At 71.7% G+C, this 18,316-nt stretch carries 18 protein-coding genes; 8 read left to right on the top strand and 10 right to left on the bottom strand.

Going from position 1 to position 18,316, the window contains the following annotated elements; genetic code table 11:
• Window position 1 precedes the first annotated feature (1 nt).
• Both ACFS27_RS20440 and ACFS27_RS20435 read left to right on the top strand, forming a co-directional pair.
• Window positions 2-634 carry an NUDIX domain-containing protein gene (locus tag ACFS27_RS20440; protein WP_377191106.1) on the top strand — a complete coding sequence of 211 codons (633 nt, stop codon included), beginning with the start codon at window positions 2-4 and terminating at the stop codon, window positions 632-634.
• 64 nt (window positions 635-698) lie between these two features.
• Entirely contained in the window at window positions 699-1,694 is a 996-nt protein-coding gene (locus ACFS27_RS20435; protein ID WP_377186658.1) for a hypothetical protein, read from the top strand.
• 79 nt (window positions 1,695-1,773) lie between these two features.
• On the opposite strand, the gene ACFS27_RS20430 is transcribed toward ACFS27_RS20435, so the two are convergent.
• Together ACFS27_RS20430 and ACFS27_RS20425 are read right to left on the bottom strand one after the other, a co-directional pair.
• The gene (locus ACFS27_RS20430) at window positions 1,774-3,840 is read right to left on the bottom strand and encodes a glycoside hydrolase family 48 protein (protein ID WP_377186655.1); all 2,067 of its coding nucleotides are present in this window, start codon (window positions 3,838-3,840) and stop codon (window positions 1,774-1,776) included.
• A gap of 100 nt (window positions 3,841-3,940) precedes the next feature.
• On the bottom strand, window positions 3,941-4,627 hold the full coding sequence (locus ACFS27_RS20425; protein ID WP_377186652.1) for a TetR/AcrR family transcriptional regulator: 687 nt from the start codon (window positions 4,625-4,627) through the stop codon (window positions 3,941-3,943).
• 70 nt (window positions 4,628-4,697) lie between these two features.
• Here ACFS27_RS20425 and ACFS27_RS20420 point away from each other — a divergent pair, with 70 nt between their 5' ends.
• Window positions 4,698-5,879 carry an FAD-dependent oxidoreductase gene (locus ACFS27_RS20420; protein WP_377186649.1) on the top strand — a complete coding sequence of 394 codons (1,182 nt, stop codon included), beginning with the start codon at window positions 4,698-4,700 and terminating at the stop codon, window positions 5,877-5,879.
• Window positions 5,880-5,913: 34 nt separating this feature from the next.
• Here ACFS27_RS20420 and ACFS27_RS20415 read toward each other — a convergent pair whose 3' ends face one another.
• Genes ACFS27_RS20415 through ACFS27_RS20405 form a run of 3 tightly spaced genes read right to left on the bottom strand, consistent with a single transcriptional unit; the run spans window position 5,914 to window position 8,143 of the window.
• A complete protein-coding gene (locus ACFS27_RS20415; protein ID WP_377186646.1) occupies window positions 5,914-6,648 on the bottom strand; it encodes a hypothetical protein in 735 nt (244 codons plus the stop codon).
• Window positions 6,645-7,433: an ABC transporter permease gene (locus tag ACFS27_RS20410; RefSeq protein ID WP_377186643.1), complete on the bottom strand. Its 789-nt coding sequence runs from the start codon at window positions 7,431-7,433 to the stop codon at window positions 6,645-6,647. Before ACFS27_RS20410 ends, ACFS27_RS20415 begins: the two co-directional genes overlap by 4 nt.
• Window positions 7,430-8,143 (bottom strand): ABC transporter ATP-binding protein, encoded by a 714-nt coding sequence (locus tag ACFS27_RS20405; protein ID WP_377186640.1) that lies wholly within the window; start codon window positions 8,141-8,143, stop codon window positions 7,430-7,432. The genes ACFS27_RS20410 and ACFS27_RS20405 overlap by 4 nt, the downstream gene beginning before the upstream one ends.
• Window positions 8,144-8,274: 131 nt before the next feature.
• Here ACFS27_RS20405 and ACFS27_RS20400 point away from each other — a divergent pair, with 131 nt between their 5' ends.
• Window positions 8,275-9,210 carry a sensor histidine kinase gene (locus ACFS27_RS20400; RefSeq protein WP_377186638.1) on the top strand — a complete coding sequence of 312 codons (936 nt, stop codon included), beginning with the start codon at window positions 8,275-8,277 and terminating at the stop codon, window positions 9,208-9,210.
• Complete coding sequence (locus tag ACFS27_RS20395) at window positions 9,207-9,917, top strand: response regulator (protein ID WP_377186635.1); 711 nt, start codon at window positions 9,207-9,209, stop codon at window positions 9,915-9,917. Before ACFS27_RS20400 ends, ACFS27_RS20395 begins: the two co-directional genes overlap by 4 nt.
• 60 nt (window positions 9,918-9,977) lie before the next feature.
• Here ACFS27_RS20395 and ACFS27_RS20390 read toward each other — a convergent pair whose 3' ends face one another.
• Window positions 9,978-10,901: a COX15/CtaA family protein gene (locus ACFS27_RS20390; protein ID WP_377186632.1), complete on the bottom strand. Its 924-nt coding sequence runs from the start codon at window positions 10,899-10,901 to the stop codon at window positions 9,978-9,980.
• Window positions 10,902-11,028: 127 nt separating this feature from the next.
• Window positions 11,029-11,754 (bottom strand): SDR family oxidoreductase, encoded by a 726-nt coding sequence (locus ACFS27_RS20385; RefSeq protein WP_377186629.1) that lies wholly within the window; start codon window positions 11,752-11,754, stop codon window positions 11,029-11,031.
• A 78-nt stretch (window positions 11,755-11,832) separates the two neighbouring features.
• Between ACFS27_RS20385 and ACFS27_RS20380 the strand changes: the two genes are divergently transcribed.
• A complete protein-coding gene (locus ACFS27_RS20380; RefSeq protein ID WP_377186626.1) occupies window positions 11,833-12,420 on the top strand; it encodes a TetR/AcrR family transcriptional regulator in 588 nt (195 codons plus the stop codon).
• Window positions 12,421-12,489: 69 nt separating this feature from the next.
• On the opposite strand, the gene ACFS27_RS20375 is transcribed toward ACFS27_RS20380, so the two are convergent.
• The 3 genes from ACFS27_RS20375 to ACFS27_RS20365 form a co-directional block, all read right to left on the bottom strand.
• Window positions 12,490-13,704: a S8 family peptidase gene (locus ACFS27_RS20375; protein WP_377186623.1), complete on the bottom strand. Its 1,215-nt coding sequence runs from the start codon at window positions 13,702-13,704 to the stop codon at window positions 12,490-12,492.
• Between the two features lie 362 nt (window positions 13,705-14,066).
• Window positions 14,067-14,831: an ABC transporter permease gene (locus ACFS27_RS20370; RefSeq protein WP_377186620.1), complete on the bottom strand. Its 765-nt coding sequence runs from the start codon at window positions 14,829-14,831 to the stop codon at window positions 14,067-14,069.
• Window positions 14,828-15,877, bottom strand: a complete 1,050-nt coding sequence (locus ACFS27_RS20365; protein ID WP_377186617.1) for an ABC transporter ATP-binding protein — start codon at window positions 15,875-15,877, stop codon at window positions 14,828-14,830. Before ACFS27_RS20365 ends, ACFS27_RS20370 begins: the two co-directional genes overlap by 4 nt.
• A gap of 223 nt (window positions 15,878-16,100) precedes the next feature.
• On the opposite strand from ACFS27_RS20365, the gene ACFS27_RS20360 reads away from it, so the two are divergent.
• Together ACFS27_RS20360 and sufB are read left to right on the top strand one after the other, a co-directional pair.
• Complete coding sequence (locus ACFS27_RS20360) at window positions 16,101-16,868, top strand: helix-turn-helix transcriptional regulator (RefSeq protein WP_377186614.1); 768 nt, start codon at window positions 16,101-16,103, stop codon at window positions 16,866-16,868.
• A complete protein-coding gene (sufB, locus tag ACFS27_RS20355; RefSeq protein WP_377186611.1) occupies window positions 16,868-18,316 on the top strand; it encodes a Fe-S cluster assembly protein SufB in 1,449 nt (482 codons plus the stop codon). The genes ACFS27_RS20360 and sufB overlap by 1 nt, the downstream gene beginning before the upstream one ends.

The raw sequence follows: 18,316 nt of genomic DNA, 5'->3' as shown, positions 1-18,316 counted from the left end.
CATGAGCACGGAGCAGGTCAGCGACCTCATCGACCCGCGACCCGCGCGTCGGCTGGACGTCCCGTTCCAGGGGTTCGTCGTCGACATGGTCTCGGACGAGGTCGACCTCGGCGAGGCCGGCGGCATCGTCCGCAGGGAGTACGTGGACCATCCGGGCGCGGTGGTCGTCGTGGCACTGAACGACGACGGCGAGGTCCTGCTCCTGCGCCAGTACCGGCACCCGGTCGGCGCCTTCCTCTGGGAGGCGCCCGCCGGTCTGCTCGACCTGGACGGTGAGGACCCGCACGTCGCGGCGGCTCGCGAGCTGGCGGAGGAGGCGGACATGACCGCCAAGTCCTGGGACGTGCTCCTCGACCTGCTGCCCACGCCGGGCGGCAGCAACGAGGCGGTGCGCGTCTACCTGGCCCGCGACCTGACGCCGGTGCCGGACGACGAGCTGCACACGCGCGAGGCCGAGGAGGCCGACATGGTCGTCGCGCCGGTGCCGCTGGAGGAGGCGGCAGCGCTCGCCCTCGCCGGCAAGCTGCACAACGCCGCGACCATCGCGGGCGTGCTCGCCGCGGCGATCGGCAGGGCGTCGGACTGGGAGACGCTGCGCCCGGTCGACAGCCCGTGGGAGTACCGCAAGAACTGACCGGTGCAGCCCGGTGGCCGGTCGTGGTTATAGCCACGTCATCGGGCTGCGCTATTCTCCCCGCGTGACCAGCGAACCCGACATGCTTCCCAACGTATCGTCCCTTCCGGCGTGGCTCGTTCCGTCCGTCTACCTCAACTGGTCCGAGGACTGGCTGGGCGAGGCGGTCGCCATCGCGAGCCGCAGCCACGAGCACCGTCTGCCGGGTGGTGCGGACGGCCCGCAGCGCGGCGACGTCGTCGTCACCGTCGTGGGCTCCGAGCCCGGCATCGTGGCCGCGGTCGAGCTCATGGGCACCAGCCAGGGTGAGGACTGGGTCAGCGACGAGGTGTTCGGCCCCGACAAGCCAGTGGTGTGGGACGACCTCTTCAACGGCGCCGCCGCGTACGCGCGGTCGTCCGGCTGGCTGCCCCAGGAGCACGCCCGCCTGGTGCTCGACGGCATCGCCCACCAGTACAAGCACGGTGCCACGGGCACGCTCGACGCAGGCAACTGCGAGACCGACGAGCTGTCGCCGAACCTGCACGTCCTGCGTCTGCTCGGGCACAAGCAGGTCGCCGGTGCCGACCTGCGCCGCGAGGAGCGCTGCGCGTCGTGCGAGCGGTTCGTCGACGTCATGCAGCTGCGGCCGCACGACGACGGTGCCCACACCGGTCAGACCGGCGAGCGTCCCCTCGGCGAGCTCATCGAGCAGACCTTCCTGGTGTGCGGCCCGTGCCACGCCCTGCTGCACCCGCACCCGGTCCTGTCGCAGCGGGCGCAGATGCGCCCGTCGTGCCCGTCGTGCGGCCAGCGCGGCGCCACCAAGCGCATCGTGTGGGGCCAGGCCATCCACGACAACATGAAGCTCGAGCCGGACGTCGTGTACGGCGGCTTCGACACTCCCGTGCCGACGCCCGACTGGTACTGCCCCGAGTGCTACGCGAACTTCTCGTCGGGTGCCGTGGCGCAGCGCGCGCTGGGCGACCTCCCTGAGGCGGTGCCCGTCGGCGCGCCCGTGGGCGCCGGCCCGGTCGGCACGCCCGCGTCGGGCGAGGACCTCTGGATCCCGGAGGTCTAGCTCCTTGGTTGTGGGCGTGACCGTTGCGACTATGCGTCCGTTTTAGGCGCAACGGTCCCGCCCACAACCAAGGCTGGGGTCAGGGTCCGCCCAGGAGGCGGTCGTACTCCGCCATAGCCGTCGCTACGGCGGTCTGGGCCCAGAACCGGTGGTAGGTGAACTGCGGGACGTCGCCGCCGTCCAGGTACTCCTGGACCTCGCCGAACATGGGGTCGTCCTCGTAGAACGACCGGAGGTCGAGGAACGAGGCCCCTGCCGATGCCTGGTCGCCGTTCGGGTAGGTGCCGGTCCAGCCCTCCGGGACGTAGACGCCGTCGCCGCCGGGCTGGTACTCGTCGTCGAAGCGGCCGAAGTCGGCGCGGGACTCGACGGTGCCGATGCCCTTCTCGTCGCTGTTCTGCTCCCACATGGCGTCGAGCAGGGCCTTGGCGGTGTCGGCCGCCTCCTGGTCACCGGAGGCCGCTGCGTAGTAGATGAGCGTGCGCGCGATGGCGCCGGCCACACCGACGTCCTGCCCGTGCGAGACGACGTCAACGTGCAGGCCCGTGTTGGCACCCGGGCTGTCCGGGTCCCACGTGTCCGGAGCGCCCGTCCAGGAGAGCTCGGACGGCACCTGCCACGAGTCGGCGGCCACGGTGATCTCGTCGAGCACCCAGGGCACCCACTTGTCGAGGATGGACTGCGCCCGCTCGTCGCCCGTCTGGTGGTACAGCTGGGCGATCCGCTCCACGCCCCAGCCCTGCATGCCGAACCACTGGTTCGACGGCGGGTCGTGGTAGACCGGCGCCTCGTCGTACACCATGTCGTAGAACGTGGGCGTGCCGGCGGGGTGGGTGCCGTAGGAACCGTCCACGCTGTTCGTGGCACCGCCCGCGATCCCGCCCTCGGCCGACTGCAGCCACTGGAAGAACTCGAGCTGCCGGTCCATGCTGACCGACCAGTCGTCCTGAGCGGTCGGTGAGGCAGGGACCAGGTCGGCGTCGGTGGACAGCGCGTACGCCGCCAGCGGGTTCTGGTAGCCGAAGTGCGCGTGCGACGAGCCGATGCGCCACGCCCAGGGGCCGCTCGTGTCCAGGGCGCCGCCCCAGGCGTAGTACCAGGACAGCAGGTAGTGCGCGGAGCTGCGCCCGGATCCCGCCGCGCAGCCCGTCGACTCGCAGCCGATCTCCTTGAAGTACTTGTCGAAGAGGGAGTAGCGCAGGTAGTCGCCCATCTTGGACGCCTTGTCGACGGTGCCGGAGATCTCGCCCCCTGCGCCCTGCTCGTTCGCGAACTGCTTGGCCCAGTACACGGCCTCGACGGCGCGCGCGTCGGCGTCGGGCGCGTTGGTGTACTTCCACTGGCGCGCGTAGCTCGCGTCGCCGGTGAACAGGTCCAGGTACCCGTTCGGGCCGCCGTAGGAGAAGTCGTCGATGGCGGGCTGCGGGATGGTCTCCCACACCGACTCCTGCGGGCCGCGCTGGAACGTGTTGATGTACGAGGTGCCCTCGTAGTCCGGGCCCAGCAGCTCGGAGGAGCCGGGGGCCGCGCCGAAGCCGTACACGTTGTCGACGTCGGCCAGCCAGTGCATGCCGTAGACCTCGTCGGTGCCGTAGGTCTGGCTGAGCTCCGCGCCGATCGGGTCCTGGCCCACCGCGACACCCGAGTCCAGCTGTGCGGGATAGGCGCTCGGGTGGTTGTGCTCCGGGGCGTACGTGGCAGGGGAGGACGGGTTGTACGCGCCGTTCGTCGGCTGGTTCTCCGTGGTGGGGATCATGTACGCCTCGAGCGTGTCCCACGCATTGTTGAACGGCTCCCAGTCCCCGGTGATCTGGCCGTACGAGGCTTCCAGCCACAGCCAGAAGCTGTACGCCTCCGACGTCGTCTCGTGACCGTAGTCCGGAGCCTCCACGAGGAGCGTCTCGGCGGAGTGGTACGGGATGCCCTGCGCGGAGAAGTAGCCGTTGGCGGGGTCGTGCAGCTTCTCGTACATGACCAGGAACCGGTCGGCGTACTCCCCGGTCACGGCGCGGGGTGCCGCCTGCGTGACGGGGTCAGGGTCCGCGTCGGCGGGCCCGGCGGCCGCCGGCACGATGCCGAGGGCGCCTAGAGACAGTGCGGCCAGTGCTGCGGCGGCTAGGACTCTCCGCCTTCGGGCTCGGTTCATGGCGTGGCCTCCGGTGCGTGCGTCGTCGAACGGCGCCCGCGGTGCGGGCGCACCTCGACGGTCGACGCCGCCGGTGGCGCAGGCAACGGACTTAACTGATTCACACGGTCGGGCTGACACCATCGCCGCCGTCGGCCCTGCGTTCGACGGGGCCGGTGCTGGGTTCTTCCGGGCCGCGGTCGGTGCCTCGCCCGGCGTCCACGGTGGTGGCGAGCGTGCCTGCGACGAGAGCCCGCGCGAGCTCGTGTGCGGACGGGACGCCGGCGTCGCTGGGGGAGGTGACGAGGGCGAACAACGCGGCACCGTAGAGCGTGATGAGCATCGGGGCAGCCCGTGGGGGCAGGTCGAGTCCCAGCAGAGCGTGCTGGTCGCCGGTGAAGGCGGCGGCACCGCCGGCGAGGCGGGACATGGCCGTGGCGAGCGCGGGACGGCGCCGCGACTCGAGCACCAGCTCGAAGATCGCCAGGTACCGGTCGCGCAGGGACGACGACGCGGTCTCGAGCGAGATCCCGATCAGCTCGGCGAGGTCCGGTGCCCGGTCGGCGCCCTCGCGGACGGCGTCGGTGTTGACGCGGTCCATCTCCTCGAGGTGGAGCTCGAGGATCCGCTCCGCTGCCGCGACCAGCAGCTCCTCGCGGTTACGGAAGTAGTTGGAGGCGGTGCCCGCCGGTAGACCTGCGGCGCGTTCGGCGGAACGGTGGGTAAGTCCGTGCACACCGTCGGACACGAGCAGGGAGATGGCGGCGTCGGTCAGGGCGCGGCGTCGGGCCGGGTTGGTACGGGGCACCTCTCGAGTATGGCACCATGTGTACTACTACGTGCGTAGTGGTATTACGAACAGTCGCCAAGGAGGCTTGATGACCAGGAGAGCGGTAGTCGTCGGAGCGGGGATCGCCGGGCTGACCACGGCCAACGCGCTCCTGCGCTGCGGATGGGACGTCCAGGTGCTCGAACGTTCGCCAGAACCCCGCACCACGGGGGCAGGCATCGTGCTGATGGCCAACGCGCTGCGCGGCCTGGACGCGGCAGGAGTGGGCGGCACGGTGCGGCCGGCGGGCAGGCCGATCTCCCCGGGGCTGCTCCGCGACGGCTCGGGCCGGGCGCTGGTCCACCTGTCGGCCGAGCAGATCGCCGCACGGCTCGGCACCATCGCGATCGCCTTTCACCGGCCCCGCCTCCAGGAGGCCCTCCTGGCGGCCCTCGGCGAGGCCCGCGTCACCTACGGCGCGGGGGCGCTCGCGGTCGAGCCCGGCGACGCCGCACGACCCGCCACCGTCACCCTCGAGGACGGCTCCACGCTGAGCGCGGACCTGGTGGTCGCCGCAGACGGCGTCCGGTCGAACCTGCGCGCGGCCGTCGCCCCGGACGCGACGGAGCCCACGTACGTCGGGTCGACGACCTGGCTCGCCGTGCTCGACAACCCCGGGATCACGGAGATGTCCCAGACCTGGGGGCCCGGCGGAGAGGTCGGCCTGATCGCTCTGGCCGACGGGCAGCTCTACTGGTACGGGACGCAGGTGGGCCCCCCTGGTCGGCCGACGGGCGACCCGGTCGCCGACCTGGACGCCGCCAGGACCGCCTTCGCGGGGTGGCATGACCCCATTCCGCAGGTCCTGGCCGCGACACCGCCGGAGCGGCTGCTGCAGCTCGACCTCTACGGCTTTCCGAAACCGATCCCGCGCATGGCGCGAGGCCGGGTCGCCCTGGTGGGCGACGCGGCGCACGCGATGCCGCCGAACGTGGGCCAGGGCGGCGGCCAGGGGATCGAGGACGCCGTGGTGCTCGCGGCGTCGGTCTCCGGCGCCGCCTCGGTGGTCCAGGGCCTCGCCGACTACGACCGCGTGCGGCGTCCCCGGACCGCCGGGGTGCTGCGCTCCGCCTGGGCGAGCGCGCGGTTCGGCGAGCAGCTGGCCAACCCTGCGCTCGTGGGCATGCGCAACGCGTTGCTGCGTGCGCTCCCGTCGGGCGCCATGCTCGGTGCCATGGAGCGGTTCGCGAGCTGGGCGCCGCCCGTGCTGCCGATGGTCCCCAGGGCGTAGGGCGTAGGGCGTAGCGCGCGGTACCGGGCCGCCGTCACGGGTCGCGCCGAGAGAACACCACGGCAGCCGCACCGCCGATCAGGGCGATCCACGCGAGCATGACGAGCGTTCCCGTGGTCGCCGTCAGCACGGGGTCCGCCGCGGAGTAGAGCTGCATGGCCGCGCGGTCGGGCAGCCATCGAGCATGCTCCGAGAGCGACGCGAGCAGCGGCGAGACGATCAGTACGAGGCTGAGCACCCCCACGAGCGCCGGGATGAGGTGGCGGACCAGCAGGGCGACGGCGTGGGAGAGCAGGCCGATCAGCGCGAGGTAGCCAGCAGCACCGAGGACCGGCAAGGGTTCGATGCCGTGCCCTGCCGACGGCGCGCCGAGCAGATGGTGCGTCAGCGCGGTGACGGCCACGATCCCGCCGACGGCCACCAAGGCCGTGAGCACCACCGCGACGAGCGCCGCGATCGTCTTGCCGACGAGGAGCAGGCCCCGCCCGGGTACGACGGCGAGCGTGGTGCGGACCTGTCCACCCGCATACTCCTGGGCCACCGGAAGGACTCCGAGCAGGATCAGTCCCGTCTGCACGTACGGGACTGCTTGGATCGTGACCGTGGTGCCGGAGAGGGGCACACCCTGGTCGACGAGGTGCACGGTGAGGGCAGCTGCGATCACCGCGCCGAGCACCGTGCTGCCTGCTGCCGCAAGGAGCGGGACCGGCAGGGTGCGGAGCTTGTCGAGCTCGGCACCGGTGACGTTGACGAGCCGTGTCCCGTTCATGCGTCCCGCCGGGAGAGCACCACGCCGGCCACGGCCAGCAGGCCGACGGTCCAGGCGGCCATCACGAGTGCTCCGGGCGCAGCGTCCAGCCCACCCTCGACCGTCGACAGGCCGCCGAAGAGCCTGCGGCCGGCCATGTCGGGCAACCAGTGGGCCAGCGGGGTGACGTTGGTCAGCAGCAGGGAGAACGAGACGAGCGAGCTGTTCGTGATCAGGACGACGAGCGGGATGATCCCGCTGCGGGCGAGAACCGTGACAGCGAGGGCTATCAGCCCGGTCAGTGTCCAGTAGAGGGTGGCGCCGAGCGACCGGACGAGCGCGTCACCGAGCGTCACGGTCTCCGGCGCGCCCTCGCCGATGATGAGGCAGGCGACCCCGACCCCGGTGGGAATCGTGACAGCGGCGGTCGCCATGACGAGCAGCACGACGGTCAGCGCCTTCGCCGCGAGCAGACGCGGCCGGCGGGGGACCGCCGCCAAGGTGGTGGTGATCTGCCGGCCGCTCCCGGCGTCGGTGCTGTTCGCGGTGTACTCGCTGCTCATCACGACGACACCGAGCACCACCGCGCCGACCGTGCCGAGGGGCACTGCCGCGTACGCGGTCCCGAACGCGGAGAAGAACTCACCGTCCTGCTGCGCACCCGAGCCAAGGGCCGAGCGGGCGGCGAAGGCATTGAGCGCTGTGACCCCCGCCGAGCCGAGCAACGTGACCGCGACGGCGACCCAGCTCGCGGGCAGGGTGGCTGCCTTGCGCAGCTCGGCCGTCCACGTCGTCCAGAAGCTCATCTCGCCGCCTCCTGCGCGGGGTCCGTGAGTGCGAAGAAGGCGTCCTCCAGGCTCGCGTGCCCAGCAGTCACCTCCGCCAGCGTCCCCTCGGCGGCGATCCGCCCGCCCGAGATCACCACGAGGTCGTCCGCGATCCCGGCCACCTCGCCCATCAGGTGGCTGGACAGCAGTACCGTGCCTCCGCCGTCGGCATGGCCACGCAGGAGACCGCGCATCCACCGGATGCCCTCCGGGTCCAGGCCGTTGACGGGCTCGTCCAGCACGAGCACGTCCGGCCGGCCCAGGAGAGCGGCGGCCAGCCCGAGCCGCTGACCCATACCGAGCGAGTACCGCCCGACGCGAACCCGCGCCGCGTCGGCCAGCCCCACCTGCTCCAGCACCTCGTCGACGCGCCCACCGGGGATCCCGTTGCTCCGTGCGACCCACGCCAGATGGTTCCGCGCCGTCCGGGAGCGGTGCGCACCGGACCCGTCGAGCATCGACCCGACCGTGCGCAGCGGATCGTCCAGCGTCCGGTACCTGCTCCCGCCGACCAGGGCGCGGCCGCCGTCCGCCCGGTCCAGGCCGAGCAGGATACGGAGCGTCGAGGACTTGCCTGCCCCGTTCGGCCCGAGGAAGGCGGTCACCCGGCCCTGCCGGGCCTGGAAACTTATCCGGTCCAGGACGGTACGCGGGCCGTGGCGCTTGACGAGGTGTTCGAACAGGATCATGTCCCTATCCCAGCCCCTCTGACCGGCCGCGTCATCGGACCCAGGGCAGGACTTCACACGATCGGTCGGACCACGGTCCATCAGACCCAGGTCCGATGTGCGGCAGCCGCCGGAAACCTAGACTCAGCCCGGTGGAGACGACTGCTCGGCCCGTGCTGCGCTCGCGGGTATGGCTCACCGCGGCGTGTGCCCTCGCCGCGGTCGGTGCTGTGCTCGCGACGGTCGGGGTCGAGCGACCGGTCGCCGTGGTGGCGTCCGTACTGGTCGCCGGCGTCGTCGCGTTCGCGGTGCTCATCTGGGCACTCGTCCGCTCCGGGCAGCAGCGCCGCGCCCACGAGGAGGACCTGACCGCCTGGGCCGCCGAGCAGGCGGCCCAGGCCGAGCGCCTCCGCATCGCCCGCGACCTGCACGACCTCGCCTCTCACGGACTCGGCCTCATCACCGTCCGTGCAGCGGCCGCGCAGACCCTGGACGGCGCGGCCGGCGACGCAGAACGTGCACGGGCGCTCGCGGACATCGAACGGACGGGCCGAGCGGCAACGACCGAGCTGCGTCGCATGCTCAGCGTCCTGCGGTCTCCCGGCACCGAGGTCGCGCCGCTCGGCCCCGCCGAGACCCTGGCAGACCTGGCCGGGATCGTCGAGGCCGGCCGGGTCGGCGGCGTCACCGCCACCCTGCACGTCGAGGACCTCGGTGAGGTGTCGGCGGGCGTCCAGCTCACCGTGTGCGCCATGGTCCGCGAGGCTCTCGCCAACACCGCTCGGCACGCCGGGCCCGCGCGGGCCCGGGTAGCGGTGCGACGCGCCGACGGAGCGGTCACCGTGGTCGTCGAGGACGACGGCCCGGTGCCGGGCTGGCAGCCGCACCCCGGCGCAGGGCAGGGGCTGACCGGCCTCGGAGAGCGCGTCGCCGCGGTCGGGGGCTCGCTGCGCACGGAAGCTGCCGGGCCAGGGTTCCGGGTCACCGCACGCCTCCCCGACACAGGGTCGGACGCGGTCCCGGGCCGGACACCGGGTGGGCTGTCGAAGGATCTCCCGCGGGACCTGCCCGGCACGGTGCAGCGGTGACCGCCCCGGTCGGCGTGCTCGTCGTGGACGACCAGCCGCTCATCCGGCACAGTCTGCGGATCGTCATCGACGGTGCGCCGGGACTCTCCGCCGTGGGCGAGGCCGACACCGGTGCGGGCGCCGTCCGGCAGGCTGTGCTGCTGCGCCCCGACGTCGTGCTCATGGACATCCGGATGCCAGGGGGCGACGGTATCGAGGCGACGAGCCTCATCGCCGCGGACTCCGTGCTGAGCGAGACTCGCGTGCTGGTGCTCAGCATGTTCGAGCTGGACGAGTACGTGCACGCCGCGCTGCGCGCCGGCGCCAGCGGTTTCCTGCTGAAGGACGCCGAGCCTGCCCGGCTCGTCGACGCGATCCGCCGTACCCACGCCGGCGAGTCCCTGTTTGCGCCGAGCATCCTCACCCGGCTCGTCGCGCACTACGTCGACCAGCCCCGGCCACGCACCCCGGAGCCGGCATCCCGCCCGGCGGGGCGTGGACCGGACGTTCTCACCGAGCGGGAGATCCAGGTGCTGACACAGGTGGGCCGGGGCCTCTCGAACACCGAGATCGCCCGGGCGCTGACGATCTCGATGGGAACCGTCAAGTCCCACATCGGCAGACTGCTCGCCAAGCTGCACGCTCGGGACCGCGCCCAGCTGGTCATCGCCGCGTACGACCACCGCCTCGTCGGGCGCGGTGACACCGAGCTACGCGCGGGGGAGTAGCCGCACCGGCGGGATCCGCTCAGCCGGCGTGACGCGCCGAGATCGGTGCAGCGCTGTTGCTCAGCGCACCCGGGTCGTCAGCCAGACCCGCGTGGTGCCCGCGATCAGGACGGCCGCGCCGATCATGTGCAGCCCCACCAGCAGCTCTGGCAGGTCGGTGAAGTACTGCACGTACCCGATGGCGCCCTGCGCCAGCGTGATGACGAACAGGATCAGTGCGGCGCGGCGCACCGGTGCCGGTCCGCCCCGAACCGCCACCAGGTAGGCGATCAGAGCGGCCACGAACACCCAGACCGCTGCGGCGTGCCACCTGGTCAGCAGGGCCGGGTCGACGGCGATCCGGTAGCCCACCTCGGCGTCGCCGCTGTGCGGGCCGGCACCCGTGGTCAGGACGCCGAGCACGACCACGACAGCGGTCAACCCCGCCAGCGCCCAGGCCAGGGCGCGCACGCGCGGCCCGACCACGAGGGCGGGGGCCCGGTCGCCCTCGTCGTGCCGGTGCAGCACGTACAGCGACGCCGCCACGAGGGCGGCCGACACGCCGAAGTGCAGGGAGACCCAGCCCGGGTGCAGGTGCAGCAGCACCACGACGCCGCCGATCAGGGCCTGCGCCAGCACGCCGAGGATGGGCACCAGGCCGAGCAGGCGGTAGGACGACGACCGCTTCAGGTCGGTGCAGACCGCTACGGCGAGCAGGACCCCGATGAGCGCCAGCACGCCGGTGAGCGTGCGGTTCCCGAACTCTATGTACGGGTGCAGGGACGTGGCCTCGTGGAACTGCGGCGTGAACTGGCCGGGCTCGCACTGCGGCCAGGTCGAGCAGCCCAGTCCGGACTCGGTCAGGCGCACGGCACCGCCGGTCCCGATGATGCCGATCTGGCCGATCAGGTTCGCGACCAGGATGGCGCGCGTCCAGTGGCGGAAGCGGTCGATCCGGCCGGCGAACGCGGCGAACCGGGACGTGGGGGCGGCGGTTGCGGTCACAGCCCAACGCTAGCGGCCGACGGCGTCGTCGCGCCCCGCGTGGGGCCCTGACCGGGTGTGATCTGTGCCCGGGCGGGGGAGGGGTCGGACCGGAGAGGGCCGACCCCTCCTGGGTCGGTCCTCCCGGTCAGGGCACGAACGCGCCGAGCTGGTCGTCGAGCCAGGGGTAGAGCTCTTCGGCCCTGGTGCCCATCCGGGACCTCAGGTCACGGGTCGGCTCGTCGGCCAGCACCTCGAGCGCGCCGTCCGCGACGCCGTCGTACGCCTGGGCGACGACGCTCTCCGCGCTGACCTTCGGGACGTCCCACCGCTGAGTCATCGGTGTGTCGACCATGCCGACGAGGAGGCCGATCACGTGCGTGCCCTGGGCCCGCAGCTGGAGCCGCAGACCGTTGGTGGCCGACCACATCGCAGCCTTCGACGCCGCGTAGCCGGTCGGCACGTTGCTCCAGGCAGCAGCGGACAGGATGTTCAGGAGGGTTCCGCCGCCGTTGGCCGCGAGCACCGGCGCGAAGGTGTTCGCGACGCGCAGCGTGCCGAAGAAGTTCGTCTCGAAGGTGCGACGCAGCTCGTCCTCCGGCCCCGAGACGGAGTCACCGGCCGGCGCGATGCCCGCGTTGTTGACCAGCAGGTCGACGTCGGAGGCGGTGGCGGCCGCTCGGGTGGCGTCGTCCCGGCCGGTGAGGTCGAGGGCCAGCTCCTGGATCCGTGGGTCCGTCCAGTGCCCGGGGGAACGGGTCGCCGCATAGACCTTGCGGGCCCCGCGCTCGAGCGCCTGCTGCACGAACTGCGCTCCGAGGCCGCCGTTGGCGCCCGTCACGAGCACCGTCCGGCCGTCGAGTGTCTGGTTCATCTATACTCCTCGATCATGTGGGGAGTGTCCCCGGATCAGTATGTGGGGACTTTCCCCGTTTACGCAAGGAGAGATGCCGTGCCTGCTGCTCGAGGTGCTCCCACACCGGCGCCGCGGCCCCTGCGGGCCGATGCGCGACGCAATCGCGACGCGGTCCTGCGCGCGGCCCGTGAGACCTTCGAGGAGGACGGCGTGCTCGCCTCGCTGGACGGCATCGCCCTGCGGGCCGGGGTGGGGAACGCCACGCTCTACCGGAACTTCCCCACCCGGGACGACCTGCTGGCAGCGGTCATGGAGGACTACATCGGCACGGCGCTGGCCGAGGCCGAGGAGCTGGCTCGCGCCCACCCCCCGCGGGAGGCGCTCGTGGAGTGGTTGGTGCTGTTGACGTGGCAGCTGCGCATCTGGCACGACCTGCCGTTCTGCGTCGCCACCGCGTACGACGACCCGGAGTCGCCGCTCTACTCCGCGTGCAACCCGCTGCTCGTGCGGACGGGCGACCTGCTCGACGCCGCGAAGTCGTCGGGCGACGCGGTCGACGCCGTCACCCGTGACGAGGTCTTCGAGCTGGCCACGACGCTGTCCTGGGGAGTCGACCGGTTCGGTGACGACGAGCGGGCCGGGCGTCGCCGGGTCGAGATGGGGACGGCCGGCATCTTCGCCTGACAGGTCCGGGAACCACGAAGGGACCCCGGCTGGATGCCGGGGTCCCTTCGTGAGCGGTGGGTGCGGCTGTCAGAGCCCGCTGGCGTTCAGCAGCAGGTTCGGCGAGCCGGTGCCCGGGTCGGTCACGACGTCCGGCAGAGCCGCGCCCGTCAGGGCGTCGCCGACCTCGGCCGGGGTGGCCGCCGGGTTGCCGGACAGCACGAGCGCCGCCGCACCCGCGACGTGCGGCGTGGCCATCGAGGTGCCGCTGATCGTGTTGGTGTCCGTGTCCCCGGTGTGCCAGGCCGACGTGATGCCGCTGCCCGGCGCGAAGAGGTCCACGCAGGTGCCGATGTTCGAGTACGACGCGCGGGCGTCCGTGTCCTCGGTGGCGCCCACCGTGATCGCCTCCGGCGTGGAGCTCGGCGAACCGTCGCAGGCGTCGGCCCCGCTGTCGTTGCCGGCGGCAAGGGCGAACGTGACCCCGTCAGCGACAGCCGCGGAGACGGCGTCGTTCACGGCCTGCGAGAAGCCGCCGCCGAGCGACATGTTGGCCACGGCCGGCGCGCCGGCCTCGTGGTCGGCGGTCACCCAGTCGATGCCCGCGATGACACCGTCGAAGCTGCCCGAGCCGCCGCAGTCGAGGACCCGGACCGCGACGAGCGAGACGTCCTTGGCGACACCGTGGGCCGAACCGCCGACGGTGCCGGCCACGTGCGTGCCGTGGCCGGCGCAGTCGGTGGCGTCGTCGTCGCCGTCCACGGTGTCTGTGCCACTGACCGCGCGACCGCCGAAGTCCTCGTGGGTGGTCAGGATGCCCGTGTCGACGATGTACGCCGTCACCCCGGACCCGGTGCTCTCGTACGTGTACGAGTCGTCGAGCGGCAGCTCGGCCTGGTCGATCCGGTCCAGGCCCCAGGAGGGGACCGGCGACTGGGTGTCGTCGGCCGTCATCACACGGTTCTGCTCCACGTACGCCACCGACGGGTCTGCCTCGAGCTTCTTGGCCTGACCCGGCGACATCGACGCGGAGAAGCCGCGCACCGCGTTGGTGTAGGAGTGCCGCACCTCGCCGCCGTACTTCTGCACGAGGCCCCTGGCCGTGCTCCTGACCTCCGCCTTGGCGACGTCGGAGTCCTTGAGCACGACGATGTACGAGTCCTCGATCAGCGCGCCCGCGACGGGCGCAGGGGCCTCGTCCGGCGTCGCGTACGTCATGGCTGCAGCGGCTGGAGCCGCTGCGAGGGCGAGTGCGATACCGGCGCCGACGATCAGCCGACGGCGGTTGCTGTGAGTGGAAGTCACGCTGCCTCCCTGGGGAATGTAGGTGAAGTGAACCCTAAAAGGGTAAATTTCACCCGCATACTCACGAAAGAGTCATACCGCGCGGCTATGCGTGAGGGTAGGTGTTTTCGCGGACCGGCGAACGGGCGGGTCGCTGGATTCGGTCCCTTGCACGGGTGCCGGGATGAGTTCGGTCCCTTGACATGAGATCGGTCCATCGATGGACCGATCTCATGTCAACCGACCGAACTCACCTGGATCGTGGTGTCAAGGGACCGACCTCACCTGGCTTGGCGTGACAAGCGCGCGATCTCATCGGAGGCCGGCCCGCGAAGCGGAGCACCGACGGAGCCCAGCACTCAACGGAAGGGGGTGGAGGTGGGTCAGTGCCAGCGGAAGAGCCGGGCCGCACCCGCGCCGAGCGCCGCCGTCCAGCCCAGCAGGATCACCACGGAGAACGCAGGGACCGACCCGTGCAGCAGTGCGCCGCGCATCGCCTCGCCCAGGGCGCCCGACGGCAGCAGCACCGCGACATGGGCCAGCGGGCCGGCGAGCTGCGCGGCGGGCAGCAGCACACCGCCACCCACGGTGAGCAGCACGAGCACGAGGTTGGCCACGGCGAGCACGCCCTCCGCACGCAGGGTCCCGGCCAGCAGCAGGGCCAGGGCGGTGAACGCGGCGGTACCCAGCAGCCCTGCGCCGACGACGGCGGGCAGCGCCCCCAGCTCCGGCCGCCAGCCGAGCGCCAGCGCGACGCCTGCGATGACGATCACCTGCACCACCTCGACGGCGAGCACGCCAAGCACCTTGCCGGCCAGCAGCCCGGTGCGGCCCAGCGGAGTGGTGGCCAGCAGACGGAGCACGCCGTTGCGGCGGTCGAAGGCTGTGGCGATCGCCTGGGACGTGAACGCGGTGGACATGATGGCCAGCGCCAGCACGCCGGGCGTCACGAAGTCGATGCGCGTGTACCCCTGCGTGTCGAGGTCCACGAACGACGTCCGGACCAGGCCGACGAGCACCAGGACCGGCAGCACGATGGTCACGAGCAGCTGCTCGCCGTTGCGCAGGATCGCCCGCGCCTCGAACGAGGCCTGAGCCGCGATCCGGCGGACCGCTGGGGCCGCCGCTGGAGTGGTCTGGACGCTCATCGCAGGTTTCTCCCGGTGAGGTCGAGGAAGACGTCCTCGAGGGTGCGGCGGCCGGTGGTGACCGACCGGGCCAGCACCCCGCGGTCGGCGAGCCACGCCGTCACGGCGGCGAGCGCCGCGGCGTCCACCGGTCCGGTCACGGTGTACACGCCGGCCTCGCTCTCGGTGCCCACCCACCCCTCCCCGCTCGGGTGAGGGCTTTGCGGAGGGGTGGGGCCGAGGGTGGTGAGCAGATCCGTCAGATCCAGGCCCGGGGCGGCCTCGATGCGCACCGTCCCGGGGCCGGCGTCGCCGTCGGTCAGCTCGCGGACGCTGCCGGAGGCGATCAGGTGGCCGTGGTCCACGATGTGGACGTGGTCGGCGAGGTCGGCTGCCTCGTCCATCAGGTGGGTGGTCAGGACGATGGCGACGCCGTCGGCGCGCAGCTCGCGCACGAGGTCCCAGACGGCGCGCCGGCTCTGCGGGTCCATGCCGGCGCTGGGCTCGTCGAGGAAGACGACGTCGGGCCGGCCGACGACTGCCGCGGCGAGGGCCACACGCTGACGCTGCCCGCCGGACAGGCGGCGCACCGTGGTGCGGGCGAAGCCGTGCAGGCCCAGTCGTTCGGCGAGCTCGTCGACGGGACGCGGCGCGGCGTACATGGCGGCGACGTGGCGCAGCAGCTCCAGCGCGCGCACCCCGGTGGGCAGGCCGCCGTCCTGCAGCATGACGCCGACGCGGGGGCGCAGGGCGCGGGCGTCGGCGACGGGGTCGAGGCCCAGCACGCGGACGGTGCCGCCGTCGGGGGAGCGCAGGCCCTCGCAGCACTCGATGGTGGTCGTCTTGCCTGCGCCGTTCGGTCCAAGAACGGCGGTGACGGCGCCAGGGCGGGCGACGAGGTCGAGACCGTCGACGACTGCGCGGCCGTCGTAGCGTTTGACGAGGCCGCGCACTTCCACGGCGACCTCGCGGTGGGAGCTGGCGGTCGCACCGGCGGGGCTGGCTGTGGTGGCGCCCGCGGTGGCCGCCTGGGCGGGGTCGATCGCGGGCGCGTCGGACAGGGGCACCGCACAATCGTAGGCGGCGGTGCGGGGAGCGTCGTCGCACTACGTGACCCGGGTGTGGACCACACGTGTGAGATGTGTCGCGATCGACCCGAACTGAGGCTCGCCTTCCTTGCGCATCTCGAATTAGGGAACAAGGATGTTCTCAAAAGCATTGGCGTCTAGGAAGGCGTGCATACCCGGGGGTGAAGCATGCCCCCGGACCGACGTGAGGGAGGTGACCAGCATGAGCGCACCGACAGAGGTGCAGGTCGGACACGTGGCCAGCCACGAGACCGATGGCACCACGCGCCGGCGAGTGCTCGAGCTCGTCGCGTCCCGAGGCCCGGTCACCGCCGGCGCCCTCGCCGCGGTGCTCGAGCTGACGGCCCCGGCCGTGCGCAGGCACCTCACCCTCCTGGAGGAGGACGGCAAGATCACGGTGCACGAGGCCTCCCGGTCGGGCGTCCCTCGGCGTGGGCGGCCCGCACGGCGGTACGTCGTCACGAGCGGCGGCCAGTCGGAGCTGGCCGGCGGCTACCAGGAGATCGCCCGCCAGGTCCTGCGGTTCCTGCGGGAGACGGGCGGCAGCGAGGCGGTGGCCGGCTTCGCCAAGGAGCGGTTCGACGCCGTCGCCCGCAGCTATGCGCCGCACCTCACCGCTGACACCGCGGAGGGTCGGGCCGCCCAGCTCGTCCAGCTGCTGTCCGCCGACGGTTATGCCGCTTCGGTCAGGCCCGTTCCTGCTCCGCTGACCGGCCCGACGGCCGGCACCGTGGCGCGGGCGGTCCAGCTCTGCCAGGGGCACTGCCCGGTCCAGCACGTGGCCGAGGAGTTCCCCGAGCTGTGCGAGCAGGAGGCGCGCGCGTTCAGCGAGCTGCTCGGCTCGCACGTCCAGCGTCTCGCGACCATCGCCGGTGGCGCACACGCCTGCACGACCAACATCCCCGTGAACCTCCCTCTGCACACCCCCGCGACGAACATCCCCGCGACGACCCCCACCGAAGGAAAGTGATGAGCGCAGAAACGCAAGCGCCAGAACAGAGCTCCGGCCGGCAGACCGATGACGAGATCATCTCGTCGATCGGCTCTTACGAGTACGGCTGGCACGACAGCGATGCCGCGGGCATGTCCGCGCAGCGTGGCCTGAGCGAGGAAGTGGTCCGCAACATCTCGGCGCTCAAGAGCGAGCCCGAGTGGATGCTGAACCAGCGCCTCAAGGCGCTGCGTCTCTTCGGCAAGAAGCCCATGCCGAGCTGGGGCTCCGACCTGTCGGGCATCGACTTCGACAAGATCAAGTACTTCGTGCGCTCCACGGAGAAGCAGGCCACCTCCTGGGAGGACCTGCCGGACGACATCAAGAACACGTACGACAGGCTCGGCATCCCCGAGGCGGAGAAGCAGCGCCTCGTCGCGGGCGTCGCCGCCCAGTACGAGTCCGAGGTCGTCTACCACCAGATCCGTGAGGACCTGGAGGAGCAGGGCGTCATCTTCGTCGACACCGACACGGGCCTGCGCGACTACCCGGAGCTCTTCCAGGAGTACTTCGGCACGGTCATCCCCTCCGGTGACAACAAGTTCTCCGCGCTGAACTCGGCCGTGTGGTCGGGTGGCTCGTTCGTCTACGTGCCGCCGGGCGTGCACGTGGAGATCCCGCTGCAGGCCTACTTCCGGATCAACACCGAGAACATGGGCCAGTTCGAGCGCACGCTGATCATCGCCGACGAGGGCTCGTACGTGCACTACGTCGAGGGCTGCACGGCGCCGATCTACACGTCGGACTCCCTGCACTCCGCAGTCGTCGAGATCATCGTGAAGAAGAACGCCCGCGTGCGCTACACGACGATCCAGAACTGGTCGAACAACGTGTACAACCTGGTCACCAAGCGCGCCACGGCCGCTGAGGGTGCTCAGATGGAGTGGGTCGACGGCAACATCGGCTCCAAGGTCACGATGAAGTACCCGGCGATCTACCTGCTGGGCGAGCACGCCCGCGGCGAGACGCTGTCCATCGCCTTCGCGGGCGAGGGTCAGCACCAGGACGCCGGCGCCAAGATGGTGCACGCGGCGCCGAACACCTCGTCGTCGATCGTGAGCAAGTCCGTGGCGCGCGGCGGCGGCCGCACGTCCTACCGCGGTCTGGTCCAGGTGCTCGAGGGCGCCTCCCACTCCGCGTCGAACGTCCTCTGCGACGCGCTGCTGGTGGACCAGATCTCCCGCAGCGACACCTACCCCTACGTGGACGTCCGCGAGGACGACGTGTCCATGGGTCACGAGGCCACGGTCTCGCGGGTGAGCGAGGACCAGCTGTTCTACCTCATGTCCCGAGGTATGGAAGAGACCGAGGCCATGGCCATGATCGTGCGCGGGTTCGTCGAGCCCATCGCGCGTGAGCTGCCCATGGAGTACGCACTCGAGCTCAACCGCCTCATCGAGCTGCAGATGGAAGGGTCCGTCGGCTGA

Origin of the sequence: Promicromonospora vindobonensis (assembly GCF_042685865.1) — a bacterium.
Classification (GTDB): domain Bacteria; phylum Actinomycetota; class Actinomycetes; order Actinomycetales; family Cellulomonadaceae; genus Promicromonospora; species Promicromonospora vindobonensis.
The sequence above is the reverse complement of the archived record's forward strand: the minus strand, read 5'-3'. Positions and strand labels throughout refer to the sequence as shown.